Genomic DNA, 18,965 nt, shown 5'->3' on the forward strand with positions numbered 1-18,965 from the left:
CGGACCCTCCCCCGGCTCGGTCAAAGCGGGGGTCTCGCCGGTCGGCTCGTCACCCTCGTCACCGGCGTCCGGCGCCGACTCGAGCTTCGGCTCCGGCTCGACGGTCGCGGGGACCTGCTCGGCCTCGGGCGTCGGCAGGGCGTCCTGCACCGGCTGCGGCGCCGAGGCGACGATCGGCTCGGGGACGTCGGACGGGACGGGCTGGGCGGCCTCCTCCGCGTCGGCAGCGGCCTCCTTCGCGGGGCTCTCAGCCTCGTCCGCCGGGCTCGCGGCCGGGGCCTCGTCGGTCGGCGTCGGCTCGAGGACGGCGTCGACCGCAGGGGCGGGCGACTCCGTCAGCGCCTCCTCCGACGTGCCCGTGGACGCGTCGTCGCTCGTCGCGGACTCGCTCGCGGCAGCGTCGGCCTTCGCGCGCGACGAGCCGCGACGCGAGCGCCCACCGCGCGACGACCCGGAGGTCGAGCCGCCGGAGGTGCCGTTCGAGGTGCTCGTGTCCGCACCGGGCGTCTCGTCCGCCGTCGTCTCGTCGGTGGTCGTGTCGGCGGCGGCCTCGTCGTCGCGGCCCCGGCGGTTGCCGTTGCCGTTGCCGTTCCCGCCGTTGCCGTTCCCGCCGTTGCCGTTGCCGTTGCCACCGTTGCCACGCCCACGACGGGAGCGGCCGCGCGGCTCCTCCTTCTTGGGCTCGACCGGCTCGGCGGTCACGACCACGCCGCGACCGTCGCAGTGCTCGCACTCGGTGCTGAACGACTCGAGCAAGCCCGTGCCGATCCGCTTGCGGGTCATCTGCACCAGGCCGAGCGACGTCACCTCGGCCACCTGGTGGCGGGTGCGGTCGCGACCGAGGCACTCCACGAGGCGGCGCAGCACCAGGTCGCGGTTGCTCTCGAGCACCATGTCGATGAAGTCGACGACGATGATGCCGCCGATGTCGCGCAGCCGCAGCTGGCGCACGATCTCCTCGGCGGCCTCGAGGTTGTTCTTGGTCACCGTCTCCTCGAGGTTGCCCCCGGAGCCGGTGAACTTGCCGGTGTTGACGTCGACGACCGTCATCGCCTCGGTGCGGTCGATGACGAGCGAGCCGCCGGACGGTAGCCAGACCTTGCGCTGCAGCGCCTTCTGGATCTGCTCGTCGATGCGCAGCACGTCGAAGGAGTCGCGGCCGTCGTGGTCGGCGGGCGACCACTCCTGCAGCCGCTCCGCCAGGTCGGGCGCGACGTGGCGGATGTAGCCGGAGATGTTGTCCCAGGCGTCGGAGCCCTCGACCACGAGCGACGCGAAGTCCTCGTTGAACAGGTCGCGCACGACCTTGATGACGAGGTCGGGCTCGGCGTACAGCAGCTGCGGGGCCTTCGCCTTCGGCGAGGCGTCGTCGTCGAGCCCGGCCTTGACCTTGATGTCCTCCCAGCGGGCCGTCAGCGCCGTGACGTCGCGGGTGAGCTGGTCCTCCGTGGCCCCCTCGGCGGCCGTGCGCACGATGACGCCGGCGTCCTCGGGCAGCACCTCCTTGAGGAGGGCCTTGAGCCGCGAGCGCTCGGTGTCGGGCAGCTTGCGGGAGATGCCGTTGGACTGTCCGCCGGGCACGTAGACGAGGAAGCGACCGGGCAGGCTGATCTGGCTCGTGAGCCGGGCGCCCTTCTGGCCGATGGGGTCCTTCGTGACCTGCACGAGGATCTGCTGGCCGGGGCTCAGCGCCTCCTCGATCTTGCGCGCCTTGCCGTTCTGCACGCCGCTCCAGTCGACCTCGCCGGCGTAGATGACGGCGTTGCGACCGGCGCCGATGTCGACGAACGCGGCCTCCATGCTCGGCAGCACGTTCTGGACCTTGCCGAGGTAGACGTTGCCGATGAGCGACGTCTGGCTCTCGCGGGCCACGTAGTGCTCGACGAGCACGGAGTCCTCGAGGACGGCGATCTGGGTGTAGTTGTCGGTGGAGCCGTGGCTGGTCGCGCGGTGCTGACGCACCACCATCTGGCGGTCGACGGCCTCGCGGCGGGCCAGGAACTCGGCCTCGGAGACGATCGGCGCACGACGACGACCGGCCTCGCGACCCTCGCGACGGCGCTGCTTCTTGGCCTCCAGACGGGTCGAGCCGGACACACCGGCGATCTCGTCCTCGGGGTTGCGGCCCTCACGGACCCGCACGACGGTGTTCTCGGGGTCGTCGGGCGACGCGGACGGCTTGTCACCGGCGCGTGCACGGCGACGGCGACGGCGCGTGGTGCCGCCCTGGCCCTCACCCTCCTGGTCGTCGGAGTCGGCAGCGGCCTGGTCATCGGAGTCGTCGGTCTGGGACTCGGCGGCGGTGCCGTCCTGGCCCTGGCTCTCGCGCGGCTCGTCGCTCTTGTTCCGGCGGCGTCCGCCACGGCTGCGGCGACGGCGCTTCGAGCCGCCTCCCCCGCCCTCGCCGGACTCGTCCTGGTCCTGCTCGGGCGCCGTGGTCGCCTCGGCCGTGGTCGCGTCGTCGGTGGACGTCTGCTCGTCGTCCTCGTCGTCGTCCTCGACCTGCGCCGCGGGCGCGGCGACCGGCTCGGGGGCCTGGAAGGCGACGGCGACGGGCGAGACCTCGTCGGCCGGGCGAGCGGCGCGGGGGGCGCGCTTGCGCGCGGGACGCTTGGCGGGGGCCTTGGCAGGCTGCTCCTCGCTCGCACCGGCCTCGTCGGTCACCGGCTCCTCGGCGACGGTCTCGTCGGCCGTGGAGTCCGTCGGCGCGTCCTCGGCGGCGGGCTTCGGGGCGGCCTTCTTGCGCGGCGGACGCTTGCGAGCCGGCTTGGCAGCCGGGGCCGCAGCGGCGTCGGCCGTGGTGTCACCGGCGGTCGCCACGTCGTCGGCCGGGGCCTGTGCTGCGGCGTCATCGGCGACGGGTGCCGGCGGCGCGGCCTTGCGGGTGGAGCGTCGCGCGGGCGTCTTGGTGACGACCGTGGCGGTCGGTGCCTTCTCGGCCGGCGGGATGGTCGGCGCGGCGGGGGCGTCCGAGGCGGGCGCCGCGAAGATGTCGGTGCTCACCGCGGCAGGTGGCCCGGCGGGCCGGCCGGCGGCCCGGCGCCTGGTGCGCACCGCGGGGGTGGACTCGGTGGTCGGAGTGTTCGTGTCGTCGTCGAGCATGTGCTCTCCTCAGTCCCCGGGTACGCCGCAGGGCGGACGGGGTTCTGCGTCTGCGGCTCCCGCCCCGAGGGGCCGGTGCCGAAAGTCTTCTGTCGGGCCCGGAGCGCTGGCGCGTCCCGGGGTGGTCGACGTGCGGCCTGTCACTGGCTCCTCGCCCGGCCCGCCGCGGTCAGCACCCGATCAGGGTGCGTCGCGGTCGAGGGCGAGCGGATCGCCGACCGTCCCGGTCCCTGCGTCCAGAGGACCTTGGGCCGAGCGGGTCGCCAGCGGCGTCTGCTCGAGCGTCAGGTCCCCGCGGATGCGGAGTCCGGAGAGTACGTCGTCCGGTCGTACCGACGGGTTCTGGTGCCGGACGACCACGGTCAGTATCGCATACGCCACACCCGGACCGTCGGACGAACCGACCGACAGCGACTGGACGGCGGCCCGCGCGTCGAAGGTGCGCATGCCGCGCTTGGTCATCCGTTCGACGTCGACCTGCTCCGCCGCGAGGAACGCGTCGGCCGCCTCCTGGGCCCGCTCGACCGGCGTGTCGCGCAGCTCGATGACCCACTCGCTGGCCTCCAGGCGGTCGGCGAGCGAGCCTGCGCCCTGCCGTGCCGCGACGACCTCGAGGATGTCGATTCCCGGTGGGAGCGCGTCGTCGAGCGCGGCGCGCACGGCCTCGGGGTCGCGCGTCTCGGTGAGGCCGATCTCGAGGAACTCCGCCTCGCTGGCGGCACCCGTGGGGGCCGCTCCCGCGAAGGAGATCTTCGGGTGCGGCGTGTAGCCGGAGGAGAAGGCGATCGGCACCCGCGCGCGGCGCACGGCGCGCTCGAACGCGCGGCCGAAGTCGCGGTGGCTCGTGAACCGTAGCCGACCACGCTTGGCGAAACGGATCCGCAGCCGCTGCACGATGGGCAGCTGCGGGTTGGGCGCCTCGGGGTTGGGGGTGCCGCGCAGGGTCGTGCTGCCGTCGGACATGTCGTCGAGGGTACCGAGCGACGTCGCGCCGCGGGTCGGGTCGGGTCGCCCGCGCGACGGCCGGGACCCTGGCGTTGGATGGGTCGGTGACCTCCCCCGCCGACCCCACCTCGCCTGGCACGACCTCTTCCGGCACGACCTCGTCGACGCGCAGCGGTCCGGCCTGGTTGGTCGGCGCCGCGATCGTGCTGCTCGCCCTGAACCTGCGGGTCGCCGTCGGCAGCGTCGGCGTGGTGGTCGACCCCTTGCGTGACGACCTCGGGATGAGCGCGACCGTCGCCGGCGTGCTGACGACGCTGCCGGTGCTGTGCTTCGCCGTGTTCGGGGCGACGACGTCGCGGGTGGTCCGCGTCCTGGGCCTCGACCGCACCGCCGCGACGCTGCTCGTGGTGCTGGCGCTCGGCCTGGCGTCCCGCGCGACGGTCGGCTCCACCGTCCCGTTCCTCGTCCTCTCCGTGGTGACGCTCGCCGCCTGCGCGGTCGGCAACGTGATCCTGCCGGCCCTCGCGAAGGAGCACTTCCCGGACCGCCTGGCCCTCGTCGGGGCGCTGTACGGGGCGGCGCTCATGGCCGGCGGTGCGGCCAGCTCGGTGGTCACCGTGCCCGTGTCCGACGCCCTCGGCGACTGGCGTGCCGGTGTGGCCGTGTGGGCGCTGCTCGCCGTCGCCGCCCTGCTGCCGTGGCTCCCGGTGGCGCTGCGGTCGAGCCGGACCGCAGGGCTGGAGCGGCCATCGGGCATCCCGCTGTCGCAGGTAGCCCGCAGCCGGCTCGCGTGGGTGTGCACCCTCTGCTTCGCCGTGCAGGCCGCGCAGGCCTACGCACAGTTCGGCTGGTTCCCGACGATCCTCGCCGACGCGGGCCTCGCGAGCGGCACGGCCGGAGCGATGCAGGGCCTGCTCGCCGCCGTCGGCATCCCGATGACGCTGCTGCTGCCGCCGCTCGTCGCCCGGCTCGGCGGCACCGGCGTGCTGCCGTGGTCGTTCGCGGCGCTCACCGTCGCCGGCTGGGGCGGCGTGCTGGCCGCGCCGACGGCCGCACCGTGGCTGTGGGCCGTGCTGCTCGGCCTGGGCGGGTGCACCTTCACCTGGGTGCTGATCATGTTCGGTCGTCGCACCCGCACCACCGAGGGCACCGCCGCCCTCTCCGCCTTCGCCCAGTCCGTCGGCTACCTCCTCGCCGGCCTCGGCCCGTTCGGCACCGGCCTCCTCCACGACCTCACCGGCTCCTGGACCGTCCCCGTCGTCGTCCTCATGGCCGCCGCCGTCCTCATCGGCTTCCTCGGCACCCTCGTCGACCGTGGCGGCACCGTCGAGGACGACCTCGCGTCCGCGTCGCGGGTGGGGTGAGGGTCGGGCGGGGGGTCCGTTCCCGCTGGGAGCGCTGCCTGCGCTGCCGCAGGGGGCCACGACCTGCTGGTGCGCTGCCTTGGCCTTCGCTGTGTCTGGTCTCCGAAAGGGCCTCGACCGGGCGGCTGGCCTCCGCGCTGGTCTGGGGTCTCGGGCTGTGGCTCGGGCACGGAGTGGGCGCAGGGTTCTGCGTTTGCTATGGGATCCCGTCGTGAACGCAGAAGCCTTCGGACTTGAGCGCGCGAACGCAGAGACGTCTGCGCCAACAGCCCGCCAACGCCGAACCTTCGCCCGAGAACCGCAGAGACGAAGAATCCTGCGTCCAAGCGCGAGCCCAGACCAGACCCCGAGACCCGAAGCCATGGCCAGGACCGCTGCCGGTCGAGGCCCTTTCGGAGGCCACCCCAGCGTGAGCCGAGTCAGCGCACCAGCAAGACCAGACGCCCTGCGGCAGCGCACCAGCAAGCACAAGCCACCTACGGCAGCGCAGCAGCAAGAAGAGACCCCCGCAGCGCCACGATCACGCAGACGGCACGAGCCTCACACCACGGTGAGCGGCAGCAGCTTCTGGCCGGTCGGGCCGATCTGGATGTCGGTGCCCATCTGGGGGCAGACGCCGCAGTCGTAGCAGGGCGTCCAGCGGCAGTCCTCGATCTCGAGGGCCTCGGGGTCGAGAGCGTCCTCCCAGTCCTCCCACAGCCACTCCTTGTCGAGGCCGGCGTCGAGGTGGTCCCACGGGAGGACCTCGTCGTGACCGCGCTCGCGGGTGGTGTACCAGTCGAGGTCGACGGGCTGGTCGGCGAAGACGTCGGCCGCCTTCGACTCCCAGCGCTCGAAGGAGAAGTGCTCGCTCCAGCCGTCGAAGCGGCCGCCGTCGCGCCACACCTCCTCGATGACCCGGCCCACACGACGGTCGCCGCGCGAGAGCAGTCCCTCGACGATGCCAGGGCGCCCGTCGTGGTAGCGGAAGCCGATGGCGCGACCGAAGCGCTTGTCCGACTGCACCGACTCGCGCAGCTTCCGCAGCCGCTCGTCGGTCGTCTCGTGGTCGAGCTGCGCGGCCCACTGGAAGGGGGTCTGCGGCTTCGGCACGAAGCCGCCGATGCTCACGGTGCAGCGGATGTCGCGCCGCCCCGACGCCTCACGTCCGGCCTCGATGACCTTCTTGGCGAGCACGCCGATCTGGAGCACGTCCTCGTCGGTCTCGGTCGGCAGGCCACACATGAAGTAGAGCTTCACCTGCCGCCACCCGTGCGAGTAGGCGGCGGTGACGGTGCGGATGAGGTCGTCCTCGGTGACGGCCTTGTTGATCACCTTGCGCAGCCGCTCGCTGCCGCCCTCGGGCGCGAACGTCAGGCCGGAGCGTCGGCCGTTGCGGCTGAACTCGTTGGCGAGCGTGATGTTGAAGGCGTCGACCCGCGTCGACGGGAGCGACAGCGACGTGTTCGTCCCCTCGTACCGGTCGCCCAGCTGCTTGGCCAGGTCGCCGATCTCGGTGTGGTCGGCGCTCGAGAGGCTCAGCAGGCCGACCTCCTGGTAGCCCGACCGCTGCAGCCCGGTGTCGATCATCTCGCCGATGGTCTGCAGCGACCGCTCGCGCACCGGGCGCGTGATCATGCCGGCCTGGCAGAACCGGCAGCCGCGCGTGCAGCCACGGAAGATCTCGACGGAGTAGCGCTCGTGGACGGTCTCGGCGAGCGGCACGAGCGGGTTGCGCGGGTACGGCCACTGGTCGAGGTCCATCACGGTGTGCTTGCGGACGCGCCAGGGCACGCCGTCACGGTTCGGCCGGACCGACGCGATGCGGCCGTCGTCGTGGTAGTCGACGTCGTAGAAGCGCGGCACGTAGACACCGCCGGACGCCGCGAGGCGCAGCAGCAGCTCGTCGCGTCCGCCCGGACGTCCCTCGTCCTTCCACTCGCGCACGACCTCGCTGATCGCCAGGGCGATCTCCTCGCCGTCGCCGAGCACGGCGGCGTCGAGGAAGTCGGCCACCGGCTCGGGGTTGAAGGCGCTGTGCCCGCCGGCGAGGACGATCGGGGCGTCGTCGGTGCGGTCAGAGGCGTGCAGCGGGATGCCGGCGAGGTCGAGCGCCGTCAGCATGTTCGTGTAGCCGAGCTCGGTGGCGAAGGAGATGCCGAGCACGTCGAAGGCCCGCACCGGGCGGTGCGCGTCGACCGTGAACTGCGGGATCGCGTGCTCGCGCATCACCGCCTCCATGTCGGCCTGCACGGCGTAGGTGCGCTCGGCGAGCAGCCAGTCGCGCTCGTTGAGCACCTCGTAGAGGATCTGGACGCCCTGGTTGGGCAGGCCCACCTCGTAGGCGTCGGGGTACATCAGCGCCCAGCGGACGCTGACGTCGTCCCACTCCTTCACCGTCGCGTTGAGCTCGCCGCCGACGTACTGGATCGGCTTGCCGACGGTGGGCAGGAGGGGCTCGAGACGAGGGAAGACGGACTCGACGGACATGCCCTCCAGGGTACGGGGCGAACGGGCGTGGTCGAGACCCCGCGGGCTCGGCCCCTGCGTCCGACCTGAGAGAACCTGCCGCGGCTCTCAGTCTCGGCGTCTACAGTGGAGGCTTCGTCCCGGGCCCTTCCCCGCCCCGTCCCCGAGCCTGCAGGAGAGTGTGTGCGTCACGACGACACCGTCGACCGGTCGGGCGGTCGGCACCGGATGGCACGTCACCGCGCACCGTCGGCGTTCGAGCGCCGGCGTGATCGCGCCCTCGACACCCTGGCCGACGTCACCGACGCGCTGCCCAGCAAGCGCGCCCTCTCGGTGTGCGCCGTGGGCGGCGTGGTGGTGGTCAGCGGCCTGACCGCCGGTGCCCAGGCCGTGGGCTCCAGCCCCGCCGCCGCGGCCACCGAGGAGGCCGGGCTGCGTCCCGTCGCCGCGATCGCGACGCCCCTCGCCGCCGCACAGCGTGTGTCCGACGCGGTGCTCGTGCAGCAGGAGGCCGACTCGAAGGTCGATGAGCTGAAGGCGAAGGCCGAGGGCCAGCGGGCCGCCAGCGAGCGCGCCGCCGACGAGGCCCGCGAGGCCGCAGCCCGCGCGGAGGCGCGGCGCAAGGCCGCCGCCGAGGCGAAGGCGGAGGCCGCTCGCCAGAAGGCGCTCGAGGACGCCGACCCCCGCGCCGTCGCGCGTGCCATGCTCGCCGACTTCGGCTGGGACGCCAGCCAGTTCCAGTGTCTCGACAACATCTGGACGCAGGAGAGCGGCTGGCAGGTCGACGCCGAGAACCCCGGGTCCGGCGCCTACGGCATCCCGCAGTCGCTGCCCGGCTCGAAGATGGCGTCGGCCGGCTCCGACTGGCAGACGAACCCCGCCACGCAGATCCGGTGGGGTCTGGGCTACATCCAGGACCGCTACGGATCCCCCTGCGAGGCGTGGTCGTTCAAGCAGGGTGCCGGCTGGTACTGAGCCGACGTCCGTAGGCTCTCCTGCCATGGGTCTGTTCAACCGGCGCAAGCCACCGATCACGCTCTCCTACGTCCCGAAGTCGACCGATCCCGACGCACCGGACCAGACGGTCACGCTGCGCAACGGCTCCGAGGTCGGGCTGCGTCCGATCCTGCGCTTCGTCCCGCGCGACGTGTACGGCCGTGAGCTGCCGAACGTCGAGGTCGGCACCGTGCTCGGCATCGACCGCGGCGAGGTCGTCGCCCCACCGGGCGCGAGCGCCGTCGACGTGCTGCACTTCCACGGTCAGGGCGCCCGCAACGTGCGCGGCGTCGAGGTGCACGTCGAGTCCATGGAGCAGGTCGACCTCGACGGCGTCGTCGCTCCGGTCGAGGCCGTCATGGTCGATCTCGAGGAGCGAGCGACCCTCGAGCCGGCGGAGTTCTGGGGCGTCGGCCTCGTGAACCGCAACGAGGTGCCGATCAGCGTCGGCGTCACCCTCGTCGAGTACGAGGACCGGGTCGGCGACGCGCCGCGCCAGGCGGTCGACGCCGTGACCCTCCAGGGCACCGTCGACATCGCCTCGCAGTCGCACGAGGTCGTCTGGCTGCCCGAGGAGGTCCGCGGACGCTTCCACGGCGTCCTCGCCCACGTCGTCGTCCCCTGGGCCGGCCCCGCCGAGCCTCCCCCGCTCGACCCCGCCTGACCTGGCTGGTGGGGACGCACGATTCTGCGTTCCTGAGCGATCCTGCGCACCGGGCCAAAGAATGCTGCGTTCACGTCCGGATCCCGTCGCGAACGCATAAGCGCTCGAGCTCGGCACGCGAAGGCAGCATCGTGCGCGCGGTTGTGGACGGGCCTACGCCGACGACACGGTCGTCCACAGCTCGCCGACACCCGTCCCCGTCACAGCGCGGAGCCAGGCAGCGTGGACGCATGGACACGGTGTTGAGCATCCGCGAGGCGCAGGACCTCTTCGGCGCATGGCCCGTCCGGCGGCGCATCCGTGACGGCCTCTGGACCCGCCCTTGCCGCGGTGTCGTCGTCACCCACAGTGGACCACTGAGCCAGCACGAGCGCGACCTTCTGGCGCTCGCGTCGTCACCCCCGCGCTCGGCCCTCGGCGGGGCCGCGGCGCTGCGCCACGACGGGTTCGACGCCCGCGACCCGCGCCACCTCGTCGTGCTCCCGTCGGGGGCACGAGCACCGTCGTGGCCGGATGCGACCCCGCACTGGTCCGGCGCGCTCGATGACGACGACGTGCATCCCGAGCGTCGTCCACGCCGCACACGGCCCGCTCGGTCGGTGCTCGACGCCGCCTCGTGGCACGGCAGCGAGCGGTACGCCCGCTGGATCGTCATCAGCGCGCTGCAGTGCGGGCTCGTCACGCCCCGGCACCTGCGCGAGGCCCTGGCCCGACGCGGTCGGTGCCGCCACCGCAGCGTCATCGTCTCCTCGATCCTCGACGCGTCGGGAGGCATCCAGTCGGTGCCCGAGCGCGACTTCGCCGCGATCTGGCGCGCGAGCGGGCTGCCCCGAGCCAGCAGGCAGGAGGCAGTCCGCGGACCGAGCGGGCGCTTCTACCTCGACGTCTGGTGCGAGCAGCTCGGGTTCGGTGTGGAGGTCCACGGGATCCCGCACCTCGCGGTTGAGCAGTGGGACGACGACCTGGTGCGCGCCAACGAGGTGGTGATCACCGGTCGGCACGGCCTGACCTTCTCCTCCTACGCGGTGCGGAACCACCCAGGGAGCGTCCTGGACCAGCTCGACCGCATGGCTCGGGCGCACGGCTGGGAGGGCGCCCCGGCACCCGAGCTCCTGCCGCGCTCCCCGAACCGGCGCACGATGCGACGTTCCCGTGCGTGACGGTCCACGACGCTGCGTTCGTGTCGGGATCCCGTCACCGACGCAGCATCGTTCGGCCGGCCGCACACGAACGCAGAATCTTGCGCCGAGGTGGGGTCAGGCGAGGGACGGGAACCAGAGGGCGATCTCGCGGGCGGCGGACTCCTCGGAGTCCGACGCGTGGACGAGGTTCTCGCGGTTCGACAGCGAGAGGTCGCCGCGGATGGTGCCGGGGGCGGCGGCGCGGCCGTCGGTGGCGCCGTTGAGCGCACGGACGACGGCGATGGCCTCGTCGCCCTCCAGCACGAGGGAGACGAGCGGGCCCGAGGTCGCGAACGCGCGCAGCGGCGGGTACCAGGGCTGCTCGACGTGCTCCGCGTAGTGGGCGTCGGCCTGCTCGGCGTCGATGGCGCGGTGCTCCATCGCCACGATCGTGAGGCCCTTGGCCTCGTAGCGGCGGAGGACCTCGCCGACGAGGCCGCGGCGGACGGTGTCGGGCTTGAGCAGGACGAGCGTGCGCTGGGACATGCCCTCAACCTAGCGGGGGCGGGGCTCCCCGCCCGACCGTGGTGGCTGCGTCGGTAGCGTGGGACACGACCTCCGGCGGCGGGGGCGCGGGCCCTCACCCACCACCTGGCGGCGGCACGACGCGTCCTCGACCGTCGACCCGCGAGCCCCGGAGGAACCGTGAGCAACCAGCCGTGGTGGCGCCACGCCGTCATCTACCAGGTCTACCCGCGCTCGTGGGCCGACGCGGACGGCGACGGCGTCGGCGACCTGCCCGGCATCACGTCGCGCCTGGAGCACCTCGCCGACCTCGGCGTCGACGCGCTGTGGCTCTCGCCCTTCTACGTCTCCCCGCAGAACGACGGCGGCTACGACGTGGCCGACTTCCGCGACGTCGACCCGCTGTTCGGCACGCTCGCCGACCTCGACGCCCTCGTCGCGCGCGCCCACGACCTCCGCCTGCGGGTGGTCGTCGACGTCGTGCCGAACCACACGTCGAGCGAGCACCCCTGGTTCCACGCCGCGCTCGCCGCCGGTCCCGGCAGCCCCGAACGCGCCCGCTACGTGTTCCGCCCGGGCCGCGGCGACGACGGCTCCGAGCCCCCGAACAACTGGCAGTCCAAGTTCGACGGCCCGGCCTGGACCCGCACGACCGACCCCGACGGCTCCCCCGGCGAGTGGTACCTGCACCTCTTCGACGGCTCGCAGCCCGACCTCGACTGGACGAACCCCGAGGTGCACGCCGAGCTGGAGTCGGTGCTGCGCTTCTGGCTCGACCGCGGCGTCGACGGGTTCCGCATCGACGTCGCGCACGGCCTGGTGAAGGCCGACGGGCTGCCCGACGCCGACCTCAGCCTCGACGAGACCCGCGACCGCAGCAGCCTCCTGCCCATGTGGGACCAGCCCGGCGTGCACGACGTGTACCGCCGGTGGCGCGCGCTCGTCGAGGAGTACCGCGGCACGCAGACCGCGCTGTGGGGCGAGGACGACGACCGGATGCTGTGCGGCGAGGCCTGGGTGCAGCCCGCCGAGGCGCTCGCCGCGTACGTGCGGCCCGACGAGCTGCACCAGACCTTCAACTTCTCCTTCCTTATGACGCCGTGGCGGGCCGACGCCCTGCGCGCGTCGGTCGACGACGCCCTGGCCAGCGCCGGCGCCGTCGGTGCGCCGCAGACGTGGGTGCTCTCCAACCACGACGTCGTGCGTCACGCGACGCGTCTCGGCCGGTCCGACGCGACCCAGGTGGCCGAGGTCGAGGGGATCGGACCGCGCGACGAGCAGCCCGACCCCGTGCTCGGTCTGCGCCGTGCTCGCGCGGCCACCGCGCTCATGCTCGCGCTCCCCGGATCGGCCTACCTCTACCAGGGCGAGGAGCTGGGCCTGCCCGACCACACGCGGCTGCCCGACGAGGTGCTGCAGGACCCGACGTTCGCGCGCTCGGGCGGCACCCGCCACGGACGCGACGGGTGCCGCGTGCCCGTGCCGTGGGCGTCCGACGGCCCGTCGCTGGGCTTCGGGCCCGGCGAGCCGTGGCTGCCGCAGCCTCCCGGGTACGCCGACCTGGCGCCCGGTCGTCAGCGTGGCGTCGAGGGCTCGACGCTCGAGCTCTACCGCCGGCTCCTGCGCGTCCGTCGCGAGCTCGGGCTCGGCACGGCCACCCTCACGTGGCTGCCCGACGCCCCGCCCGACGTGCTCGCCCTGCGGCTCCTCGACGCCGACGGCACGGGCGTCGCGGAGGTGCGCACGAACCTCTCCGACGCCCCCGTCACGCTCCCCGCCGGCGAGGTCCTCGTGGCCAGCGGCGACCTCGACGACGGCCGGCTCCCGTCGGACACGACCGTGTGGACACGCCTCACCGGGTCCTGACCGATCGTCCCGGTCCTGGGTTGCGTCGTCGTCGGCGCGCCCCTACGTTGAGGAGTCCCGTGTGGCGCCGATCACCACGGGACGAGCGAACGGGAGGCAGCTCATGACGGGCAGACGACGACGGACCGCAGCGGTGGTCGCGAGCGTCGCGCTCGGCTCCTCGCTGCTCGCCGCGTGCGGCGGGTCGAGCGGGAAGCCGACGCTGACCTGGTACATCAACCCCGACGGCCAGGACACGCTGAACGCGCTGGCCGACAGGTGCAGCACCGACGACTACGACATCGACATCCGGCTGCTGCCCGCCAGCGCCACCGACCAGCGCACGCAGCTCGCGCGGCGGCTCGCGGCCGGCGACAGCTCGACCGACCTGATGAGCCTCGATCCGGTGTTCGTGCCGGAGTTCGCGAACGCGAAGTGGCTCAAGCCGTTCGAGGGCGAGCAGGCCGACGCGGTGCTCGACGACGACGTCCTCAAGGGCGCTGCCGAGACGGTCACGTGGAACGACGAGGTGGTCGCCGCGCCGCAGTGGGCCAACACCCAGGTGGTCTGGTACCGCAAGTCCCTCGCGCAGGCGGCCGGTCTCGACATGAGCCGGCCCGTCACGTGGGACCAGGTGATCGACGCCGCCTCGCAGGAGGGCGGCACCGTCGGCGTCCAGGCCAACAAGTACGAGGCGTACGTCGTGTGGATCAACAGCCTCATCCAGGGCGCGGGCGGCAACATCCTCGACCCGTCGACCGTCGAGGACGGTCGCGACGCCAAGGTCACCATCGACAGCGAGGCTGGCAAGGAGGCCGCCGCCGTCATCCGGAAGCTGGCGAGGTCCAAGGCCGCGCAGCCCGACTTCACGACGTCGAACGAGGGCACCAGCCTCGGCCAGATGTTCCCGGCCGAGGGGCCCGGTGAGTTCATGACCAACTGGACCTTCGTCTACAAGAACTACGAGGGACTCGTCGGCAAGGCGGGCGGACCGAAGGACGAGGACGAGCTGAAGGACCTCGGCTGGGCCCGCTACCCACAGACCGTGGAGGGCGAGGAGTCACGGCCCCCGATCGGCGGCATCGACATCGGCGTCGGCGCCTTCTCGAAGCACCCCGACTTCGCCCAGGAGGCCGCCGTGTGCGTCACGAACGCCGAGGCGCAGCGCGACCTCGCCGTCAACGAGGGCCTCATGCCGGCGCGCCAGTCGGTCTACGACTCCGCGGCGCTCAAGGACGCCTACCCGGCCGACCTGCTCGCCCTGTGGGCCGAGAGCATCGACACCGGCGGCCCGCGCCCGAAGAGCGCGTTCTACAGCCAGATCTCGAGCGCGATCCAGTCCGTCTGGCACTCCCCGCGCCAGGTCGACCCCGACACCACGCCGAAGAAGTCGGCCGACTTCCTGGGCGCCGTCCTCCGAGGGGAGGCCCTGCTGTGAGCACCTCCACCGCCACCCGCGCCTCCGACCGCAGCCGCGGCGAGAACCGGCTCGCCCTGAGGCTGGTGGCGCCGGCCGTCGCGCTGATGCTGCTCGTCACCGCGTTCCCGATGCTGCGTGCGCTCTACCTGTCGCTCTTCAGCTACTCGCTGACGGCTCCCGACGAGCGCGAGTTCGTCGGCCTCGACAACTACGTGACGGCCCTGACCGACAGCCTCTTCTGGCGCGACACCGCGAACACCGTCTTCATCATGGTCGTGACCGTCGCCGTCGAGCTGGTCATCGGCTTCGCCTTCGCGATGGTGATGCACCGGCTGATCTTCGCCCGCGGGCTCGTGCGGACCTCGATCCTCATCCCCTACGGCATCATCACCGTCGTCTCCGGCTTCGCCTGGCAGTTCGCGTTCTCCAACACCAACGGCTTCGTGAACCAGTGGCTGCCGTTCGTCGCCGACGACTTCAACTGGTTCGCGAGCTACGAGAGCTCGATGGTCGCGATCATGGTGTCGGAGATCTGGAAGACCACGCCGTTCATGGCGCTGCTCCTGCTCGCCGGTCTGGCCCAGGTGCCCGAGGACATGCTCGAGGCGGCCAAGGTCGACGGCGCCACGTGGTGGCAGCGGCTGTGGAAGGTGATCCTGCCGAACATGCGCGCCGCCATCATGGTGGCGGTGCTGTTCCGCGCGCTCGACGCCTACCGCATCTTCGACAACATCTTCGTCATGACCGCCGGCGCCAACGGCACCGAGTCGATCTCCTTCCTGACCTACCGGCAGGTGATCGAGCAGTTCCAGCTGGGCATCGGCTCGGCCCTCTCGGTGCTGCTGTTCCTCTCGGTGCTGGTGGTCGCCTTCCTCATCGTCAAGATCTTCCGCGTCAACCTCGCGGACGCGCGGCAGGAGGCGTGAGATGACCAAGAACCCCCTCACCCGCGTCGGCACGCTCGTCGGCTTCGTCCTGATCCTGCTGTGGTGCCTCCTGCCGGTGGCCTGGATCATCTCGTTGTCGTTCAAGAGCCAGGAGGCGGTCACCAACGGCAGCCCAGGGTTCCTCCCCGGCGACGCCTGGACGGGCCTCGACAACTACCGACAGGTGCTGCAGGACGACAACTTCCTGCTCGCCATCCGCAACTCGATCGTCGTGTCGCTGAGCGCCACGCTGATCTCCGTCGCCCTGGCCACGCTCACCGCGTACGCGGTCGCGCGACTGGAGTTCAAGGGGAAGCGGTTCGTCCTCACCACCGCGCTCGTGATCGCCATGTTCCCCGTGGTCTCGCTGGTCGGGCCGCTGTTCGACATGTGGCGCACGTTCGGGCTGTACGACACGTGGTGGGGCCTGATGATCCCCTACATCTCCTTCACGCTGCCCCTCGCGATCTGGACGCTCTCGGCCTTCTTCCGCGAGATCCCGTGGGAGATGGAGCAGGCCGCGCAGGTCGACGGCGCGACGTCGTGGCAGGCGTTCCGCAAGGTGATCGTCCCGCTGGCGGCGCCCGGCGTGTTCACCGCCGCGATCCTGACGTTCTTCTTCGCGTGGAACGACTTCGTCTTCGGCATCTCGCTCACGTCGACCGAGCGTGCCCGACCCATCCCCGCGGCGCTGTCGTTCTTCGTCGGCGCCGACCCGTTCAACCGGCCGGCCTCGCTGCTGGCGGCCGCCGCCGTCGTCGCCACGGTGCCGGTCATCCTCCTCGTCCTGTTCTTCCAGCGAAAGATCGTCGCGGGCCTCACCGCCGGCGCAGTGAAGGGTTGATCCATGGCCACCATCGAGATGAAGAACATCGTCAAGAAGTACGGTGACGGCTTCCCCGCGGTCAACGACGTCAGCATCGACGTCGCCGACGGCGAGTTCCTGATCCTCGTCGGCCCCTCGGGCTGCGGGAAGTCGACGCTGCTGCGGATGATCGTCGGCCTGGAGGACATCACCTCCGGCGACATGGTCATCGGCGGCGAGCGCGTGAACGACCTCGCGCCGCGCGACCGCAACCTGGCGATGGTCTTCCAGAACTACGCGCTCTACCCGCACCTCACGGTGTACGAGAACATCGCCTTCCCGCTGCGGCTGAAGAAGCGCCCCGAGAAGGAGATCGACGAGAAGGTCCGTCAGGCGAGCAGGACGCTCGACCTCGACGAGCACCTCGAGCGCAAGCCCGGCAACCTGTCCGGCGGTCAGCGCCAGCGCGTGGCGATGGGTCGCGCGATCGTCCGCGACGCGAAGGCGTTCCTGTTCGACGAGCCGTTGTCGAACCTCGACGCGAAGCTGCGCGGCCAGATGCGCACCGAGATCGCCCGGCTGCAAAAGCAGCTCGGCATCACCACCGTCTACGTCACGCACGACCAGACCGAGGCCATGACGCTCGGCGACCGGGTGGCCGTCATGAAGCGCGGCGTCCTGCAGCAGCTCGCCTCGCCCCGCGAGCTGTACGAGCAGCCCGTCAACCTGTTCGTGGCCGGCTTCATCGGCTCCCCGCCGATGAACTTCCTGCCCGCGACCGTCGAGGACGGCCAGGTCACGCTGCCGTTCGGCACGTTCCCGCTGCCCGCCGACAAGGCCGAGCGCACCGAGGGCAAGGGGCTGCTGCTCGCGGGCATCCGGCCCGAGCACTTCGAGGACGTGTCCGTGATGGCCGACGACGCGGTCGACGGCACGCGCACGTTCCAGGCCCACGTGGACGTGCGCGAGTGGCTCGGCGACCAGCAGTACGCCTACGTGCCCTACGACGCCGAGGCGCAGGTCCAGGACCAGCTGCGCGACCTCGCCCGCGAGGCCGACAGCGAGTCGCTGCGCACCCAGCTCGTCGTCTCGCTCGACGCGGCGAGCGGCGCGCAGGGCGACGACGACGTGACCCTGTTCATCGACTCCGACCGGCTGCACTTCTTCGACCCGAAGAGCGGCGAGAACCTCACCGTCGGCCTCTGACCGTCGTGGTCCGGTCGGCGGACCGGCCGCCGAGGCGCCTCAGCGTCGCGGCGGTCGGGACCGCACCCGCACCTGCCCCATGACCTCGGCGTTCCAGTCGTGCTCGCGGATGAGGCGGTACCGCTCGCAGGCCACCCGCAGGTACGCGGCAGCCAGACGCTCCTTGGGGCCGCGGACGCCGGCGTCCTCGATGAGCCGCGCGACGGGCTCGAACTCCTCGGCGTACCAGCGCGCCGCCATCGTCTCCTTGTCCATGTAGGCGCGCTCGGCGTGCATCGTCCGCGCTCCCCACGCCTCCACCGTCTCGGCGATCTCGCCGTACTGCTCGGGGTGGTCGAAGGCGATCGCCGCACGAGCCTCCCCCGTGAAGGGCACGCGCTCGAGCATGAGCCGTCGCCAGTGCTTGAGCTCGAGGTCGGACCGGACGTCGACGCCCGTCGGCGTGAGCAGCGTGTCGACGGCGGTCACGCGGGCCTCGATCACCGACTCCCCCATGCTCCGGGCCACGGAGACGCGGTGGTGGCCGTCGCGCACGAAGTAGTAGTCGCCGACCTGGTAGACCTCGATCGGCGGGATGACCTCGCCCCGCCGGCTGGCCAGCGCCAGCCTCTCCCAGCGCTCGCGGCTGCGCGTCGACGTCGGGCGGAAGCGTCGGTCGAAGTCGCGCTCCTTGTCCACCGACCCCACGATCGCGTCGAGCGGGATGACCTTCGTCCCGACGTAGTGCTCGCCGCGACGGCCGAGGGCCTCCACGACCTCGTCGAAGGACAGCGACCGCACGACGTCGTCGCGGTCGTTGCGCAGCCGCGCCGCGAGCGACGCGAGCACCTGCGCGCGGCGGGCGCGCAGGAAGTCGCTCTCGGCGTCCACCCGGGGCGAGCCGGAGTCACTGACCATCGGAGTCTCCTTCGACGGCGACGCCGACCGGCCGGCGGACCGGCTCGACGTCGATGAGCTGGTAGGGGATGACGTTGCGCAGCGTGGTCGGCCCGACGTGCCGGTCGGGCTTGGCCATGCCGTAGGGGTGGACGTGCCCGTGCAGGTGCCACGTCGGTCGCAGGACGTCGAGCACCTGGCGCAGCGCGTCGAAGCCCCGGTGGGGCGGGTCGTCCTCGTCGCCGAGGCCGCTCGGCGGGGAATGGGTGAGGAGGAGGTCGACGGGCTCCTCGCCGGCGCGGCGCAGGAGCCGTCGGGCGCGACGCGCGAGCTGGCGCTGCGTGTACTGGTTGGCGCCGTTGCTGTAGCGGATGCTGCCGCCGAGCCCGGCGATCCGCAGGCCCGCCGCCTCGACGACCCGTCCGTCGGCGCTCCTGCACCCGATCGGTCGCGGGTCGGCGTGCGGCATGCCGTCACCGGTCAGCACCGCCCGCCAGCCGGTCGCCCGCGTGACGACCTCGGGGTCGTGGTTGCCCGGGACGAAGACGACCGGGACGTCGAGCGCCGAGGCCAGGAACTCGAGGTAGTCCCACGGCAGGTCCCCCGTGCCGACCACCAGGTCGGGCGCGAGCCGACGCACCTGCGGGTGGTGGATCGAGTCCACCACCTCGTCGGACACTGCCAGCACACGCACCATGGCTCCACCGTAGGCAGGTCGGGGC

At 72.3% G+C, this 18,965-nt stretch carries 14 protein-coding genes and 1 pseudogene; 9 read left to right on the plus strand and 6 right to left on the minus strand.

What is annotated here, in order from left to right:
• Positions 1-681 precede the first annotated feature (681 nt).
• Positions 682-3,102: pseudogene (locus Aeryth_RS11990) on the minus strand (Rne/Rng family ribonuclease); the annotation flags it as partial.
• A gap of 180 nt (positions 3,103-3,282) precedes the next feature.
• On the minus strand, positions 3,283-4,065 hold the full coding sequence (locus Aeryth_RS11995) for a TIGR03936 family radical SAM-associated protein (RefSeq protein ID WP_067858965.1): 783 nt from the start codon (positions 4,063-4,065) through the stop codon (positions 3,283-3,285).
• A gap of 86 nt (positions 4,066-4,151) precedes the next feature.
• Between Aeryth_RS11995 and Aeryth_RS12000 the strand changes: the two genes are divergently transcribed.
• Positions 4,152-5,411, plus strand: coding sequence for an MFS transporter (locus Aeryth_RS12000; RefSeq protein WP_083516422.1), 1,260 nt, complete (start codon positions 4,152-4,154; stop codon positions 5,409-5,411).
• Between the two features lie 540 nt (positions 5,412-5,951).
• Here the strand turns inward: Aeryth_RS12000 and Aeryth_RS12005 are convergent.
• Positions 5,952-7,880, minus strand: a complete 1,929-nt coding sequence (locus Aeryth_RS12005; RefSeq protein WP_067858971.1) for a TIGR03960 family B12-binding radical SAM protein — start codon at positions 7,878-7,880, stop codon at positions 5,952-5,954.
• A 162-nt stretch (positions 7,881-8,042) separates the two neighbouring features.
• Between Aeryth_RS12005 and Aeryth_RS12010 the strand changes: the two genes are divergently transcribed.
• The 3 genes from Aeryth_RS12010 (at position 8,043) to Aeryth_RS12020 (ending at position 10,679) form a co-directional block, all read left to right on the plus strand.
• Entirely contained in the window at positions 8,043-8,834 is a 792-nt protein-coding gene (locus Aeryth_RS12010; protein WP_067858974.1) for an aggregation-promoting factor C-terminal-like domain-containing protein, read from the plus strand.
• Positions 8,835-8,859: 25 nt separating this feature from the next.
• Positions 8,860-9,519 (plus strand): hypothetical protein, encoded by a 660-nt coding sequence (locus tag Aeryth_RS12015; protein WP_067858976.1) that lies wholly within the window; start codon positions 8,860-8,862, stop codon positions 9,517-9,519.
• Between the two features lie 230 nt (positions 9,520-9,749).
• Positions 9,750-10,679, plus strand: a complete 930-nt coding sequence (locus tag Aeryth_RS12020; protein WP_067858979.1) for a hypothetical protein — start codon at positions 9,750-9,752, stop codon at positions 10,677-10,679.
• Between the two features lie 96 nt (positions 10,680-10,775).
• On the opposite strand, the gene ndk is transcribed toward Aeryth_RS12020, so the two are convergent.
• Positions 10,776-11,186 carry a nucleoside-diphosphate kinase gene (gene ndk, locus Aeryth_RS12025; RefSeq protein ID WP_067858982.1) on the minus strand — a complete coding sequence of 137 codons (411 nt, stop codon included), beginning with the start codon at positions 11,184-11,186 and terminating at the stop codon, positions 10,776-10,778.
• A 159-nt stretch (positions 11,187-11,345) separates the two neighbouring features.
• Here ndk and Aeryth_RS12030 point away from each other — a divergent pair, with 159 nt between their 5' ends.
• The 5 genes from Aeryth_RS12030 to Aeryth_RS12050 all read left to right on the plus strand — a co-directional run bounded on the left by Aeryth_RS12030 (position 11,346) and on the right by Aeryth_RS12050 (position 17,367).
• Positions 11,346-13,031: a glycoside hydrolase family 13 protein gene (locus tag Aeryth_RS12030; protein ID WP_236749732.1), complete on the plus strand. Its 1,686-nt coding sequence runs from the start codon at positions 11,346-11,348 to the stop codon at positions 13,029-13,031.
• Between the two features lie 103 nt (positions 13,032-13,134).
• Positions 13,135-14,448 carry an extracellular solute-binding protein gene (locus Aeryth_RS12035; RefSeq protein ID WP_144433765.1) on the plus strand — a complete coding sequence of 438 codons (1,314 nt, stop codon included), beginning with the start codon at positions 13,135-13,137 and terminating at the stop codon, positions 14,446-14,448.
• Positions 14,445-15,356 carry a carbohydrate ABC transporter permease gene (locus tag Aeryth_RS12040; protein WP_083516424.1) on the plus strand — a complete coding sequence of 304 codons (912 nt, stop codon included), beginning with the start codon at positions 14,445-14,447 and terminating at the stop codon, positions 15,354-15,356. The genes Aeryth_RS12035 and Aeryth_RS12040 overlap by 4 nt, the downstream gene beginning before the upstream one ends.
• A gap of 1 nt (position 15,357) precedes the next feature.
• Positions 15,358-16,200 carry a carbohydrate ABC transporter permease gene (locus Aeryth_RS12045; protein ID WP_067858990.1) on the plus strand — a complete coding sequence of 281 codons (843 nt, stop codon included), beginning with the start codon at positions 15,358-15,360 and terminating at the stop codon, positions 16,198-16,200.
• A gap of 3 nt (positions 16,201-16,203) precedes the next feature.
• Positions 16,204-17,367, plus strand: coding sequence for an ABC transporter ATP-binding protein (locus Aeryth_RS12050; protein WP_067858993.1), 1,164 nt, complete (start codon positions 16,204-16,206; stop codon positions 17,365-17,367).
• A 39-nt stretch (positions 17,368-17,406) separates the two neighbouring features.
• Here Aeryth_RS12050 and Aeryth_RS12055 read toward each other — a convergent pair whose 3' ends face one another.
• Complete coding sequence (locus Aeryth_RS12055) at positions 17,407-18,264, minus strand: ParB N-terminal domain-containing protein (RefSeq protein ID WP_067858996.1); 858 nt, start codon at positions 18,262-18,264, stop codon at positions 17,407-17,409.
• A complete protein-coding gene (locus Aeryth_RS12060) occupies positions 18,254-18,940 on the minus strand; it encodes a metallophosphoesterase family protein (protein WP_067858999.1) in 687 nt (228 codons plus the stop codon). The genes Aeryth_RS12055 and Aeryth_RS12060 overlap by 11 nt, the downstream gene beginning before the upstream one ends.
• Between the last annotated feature and the right edge of the window lie 25 nt (positions 18,941-18,965).

It is taken from the genome of Aeromicrobium erythreum (assembly GCF_001509405.1).
Classification (GTDB): Bacteria; Actinomycetota; Actinomycetes; order Propionibacteriales; family Nocardioidaceae; genus Aeromicrobium; species Aeromicrobium erythreum.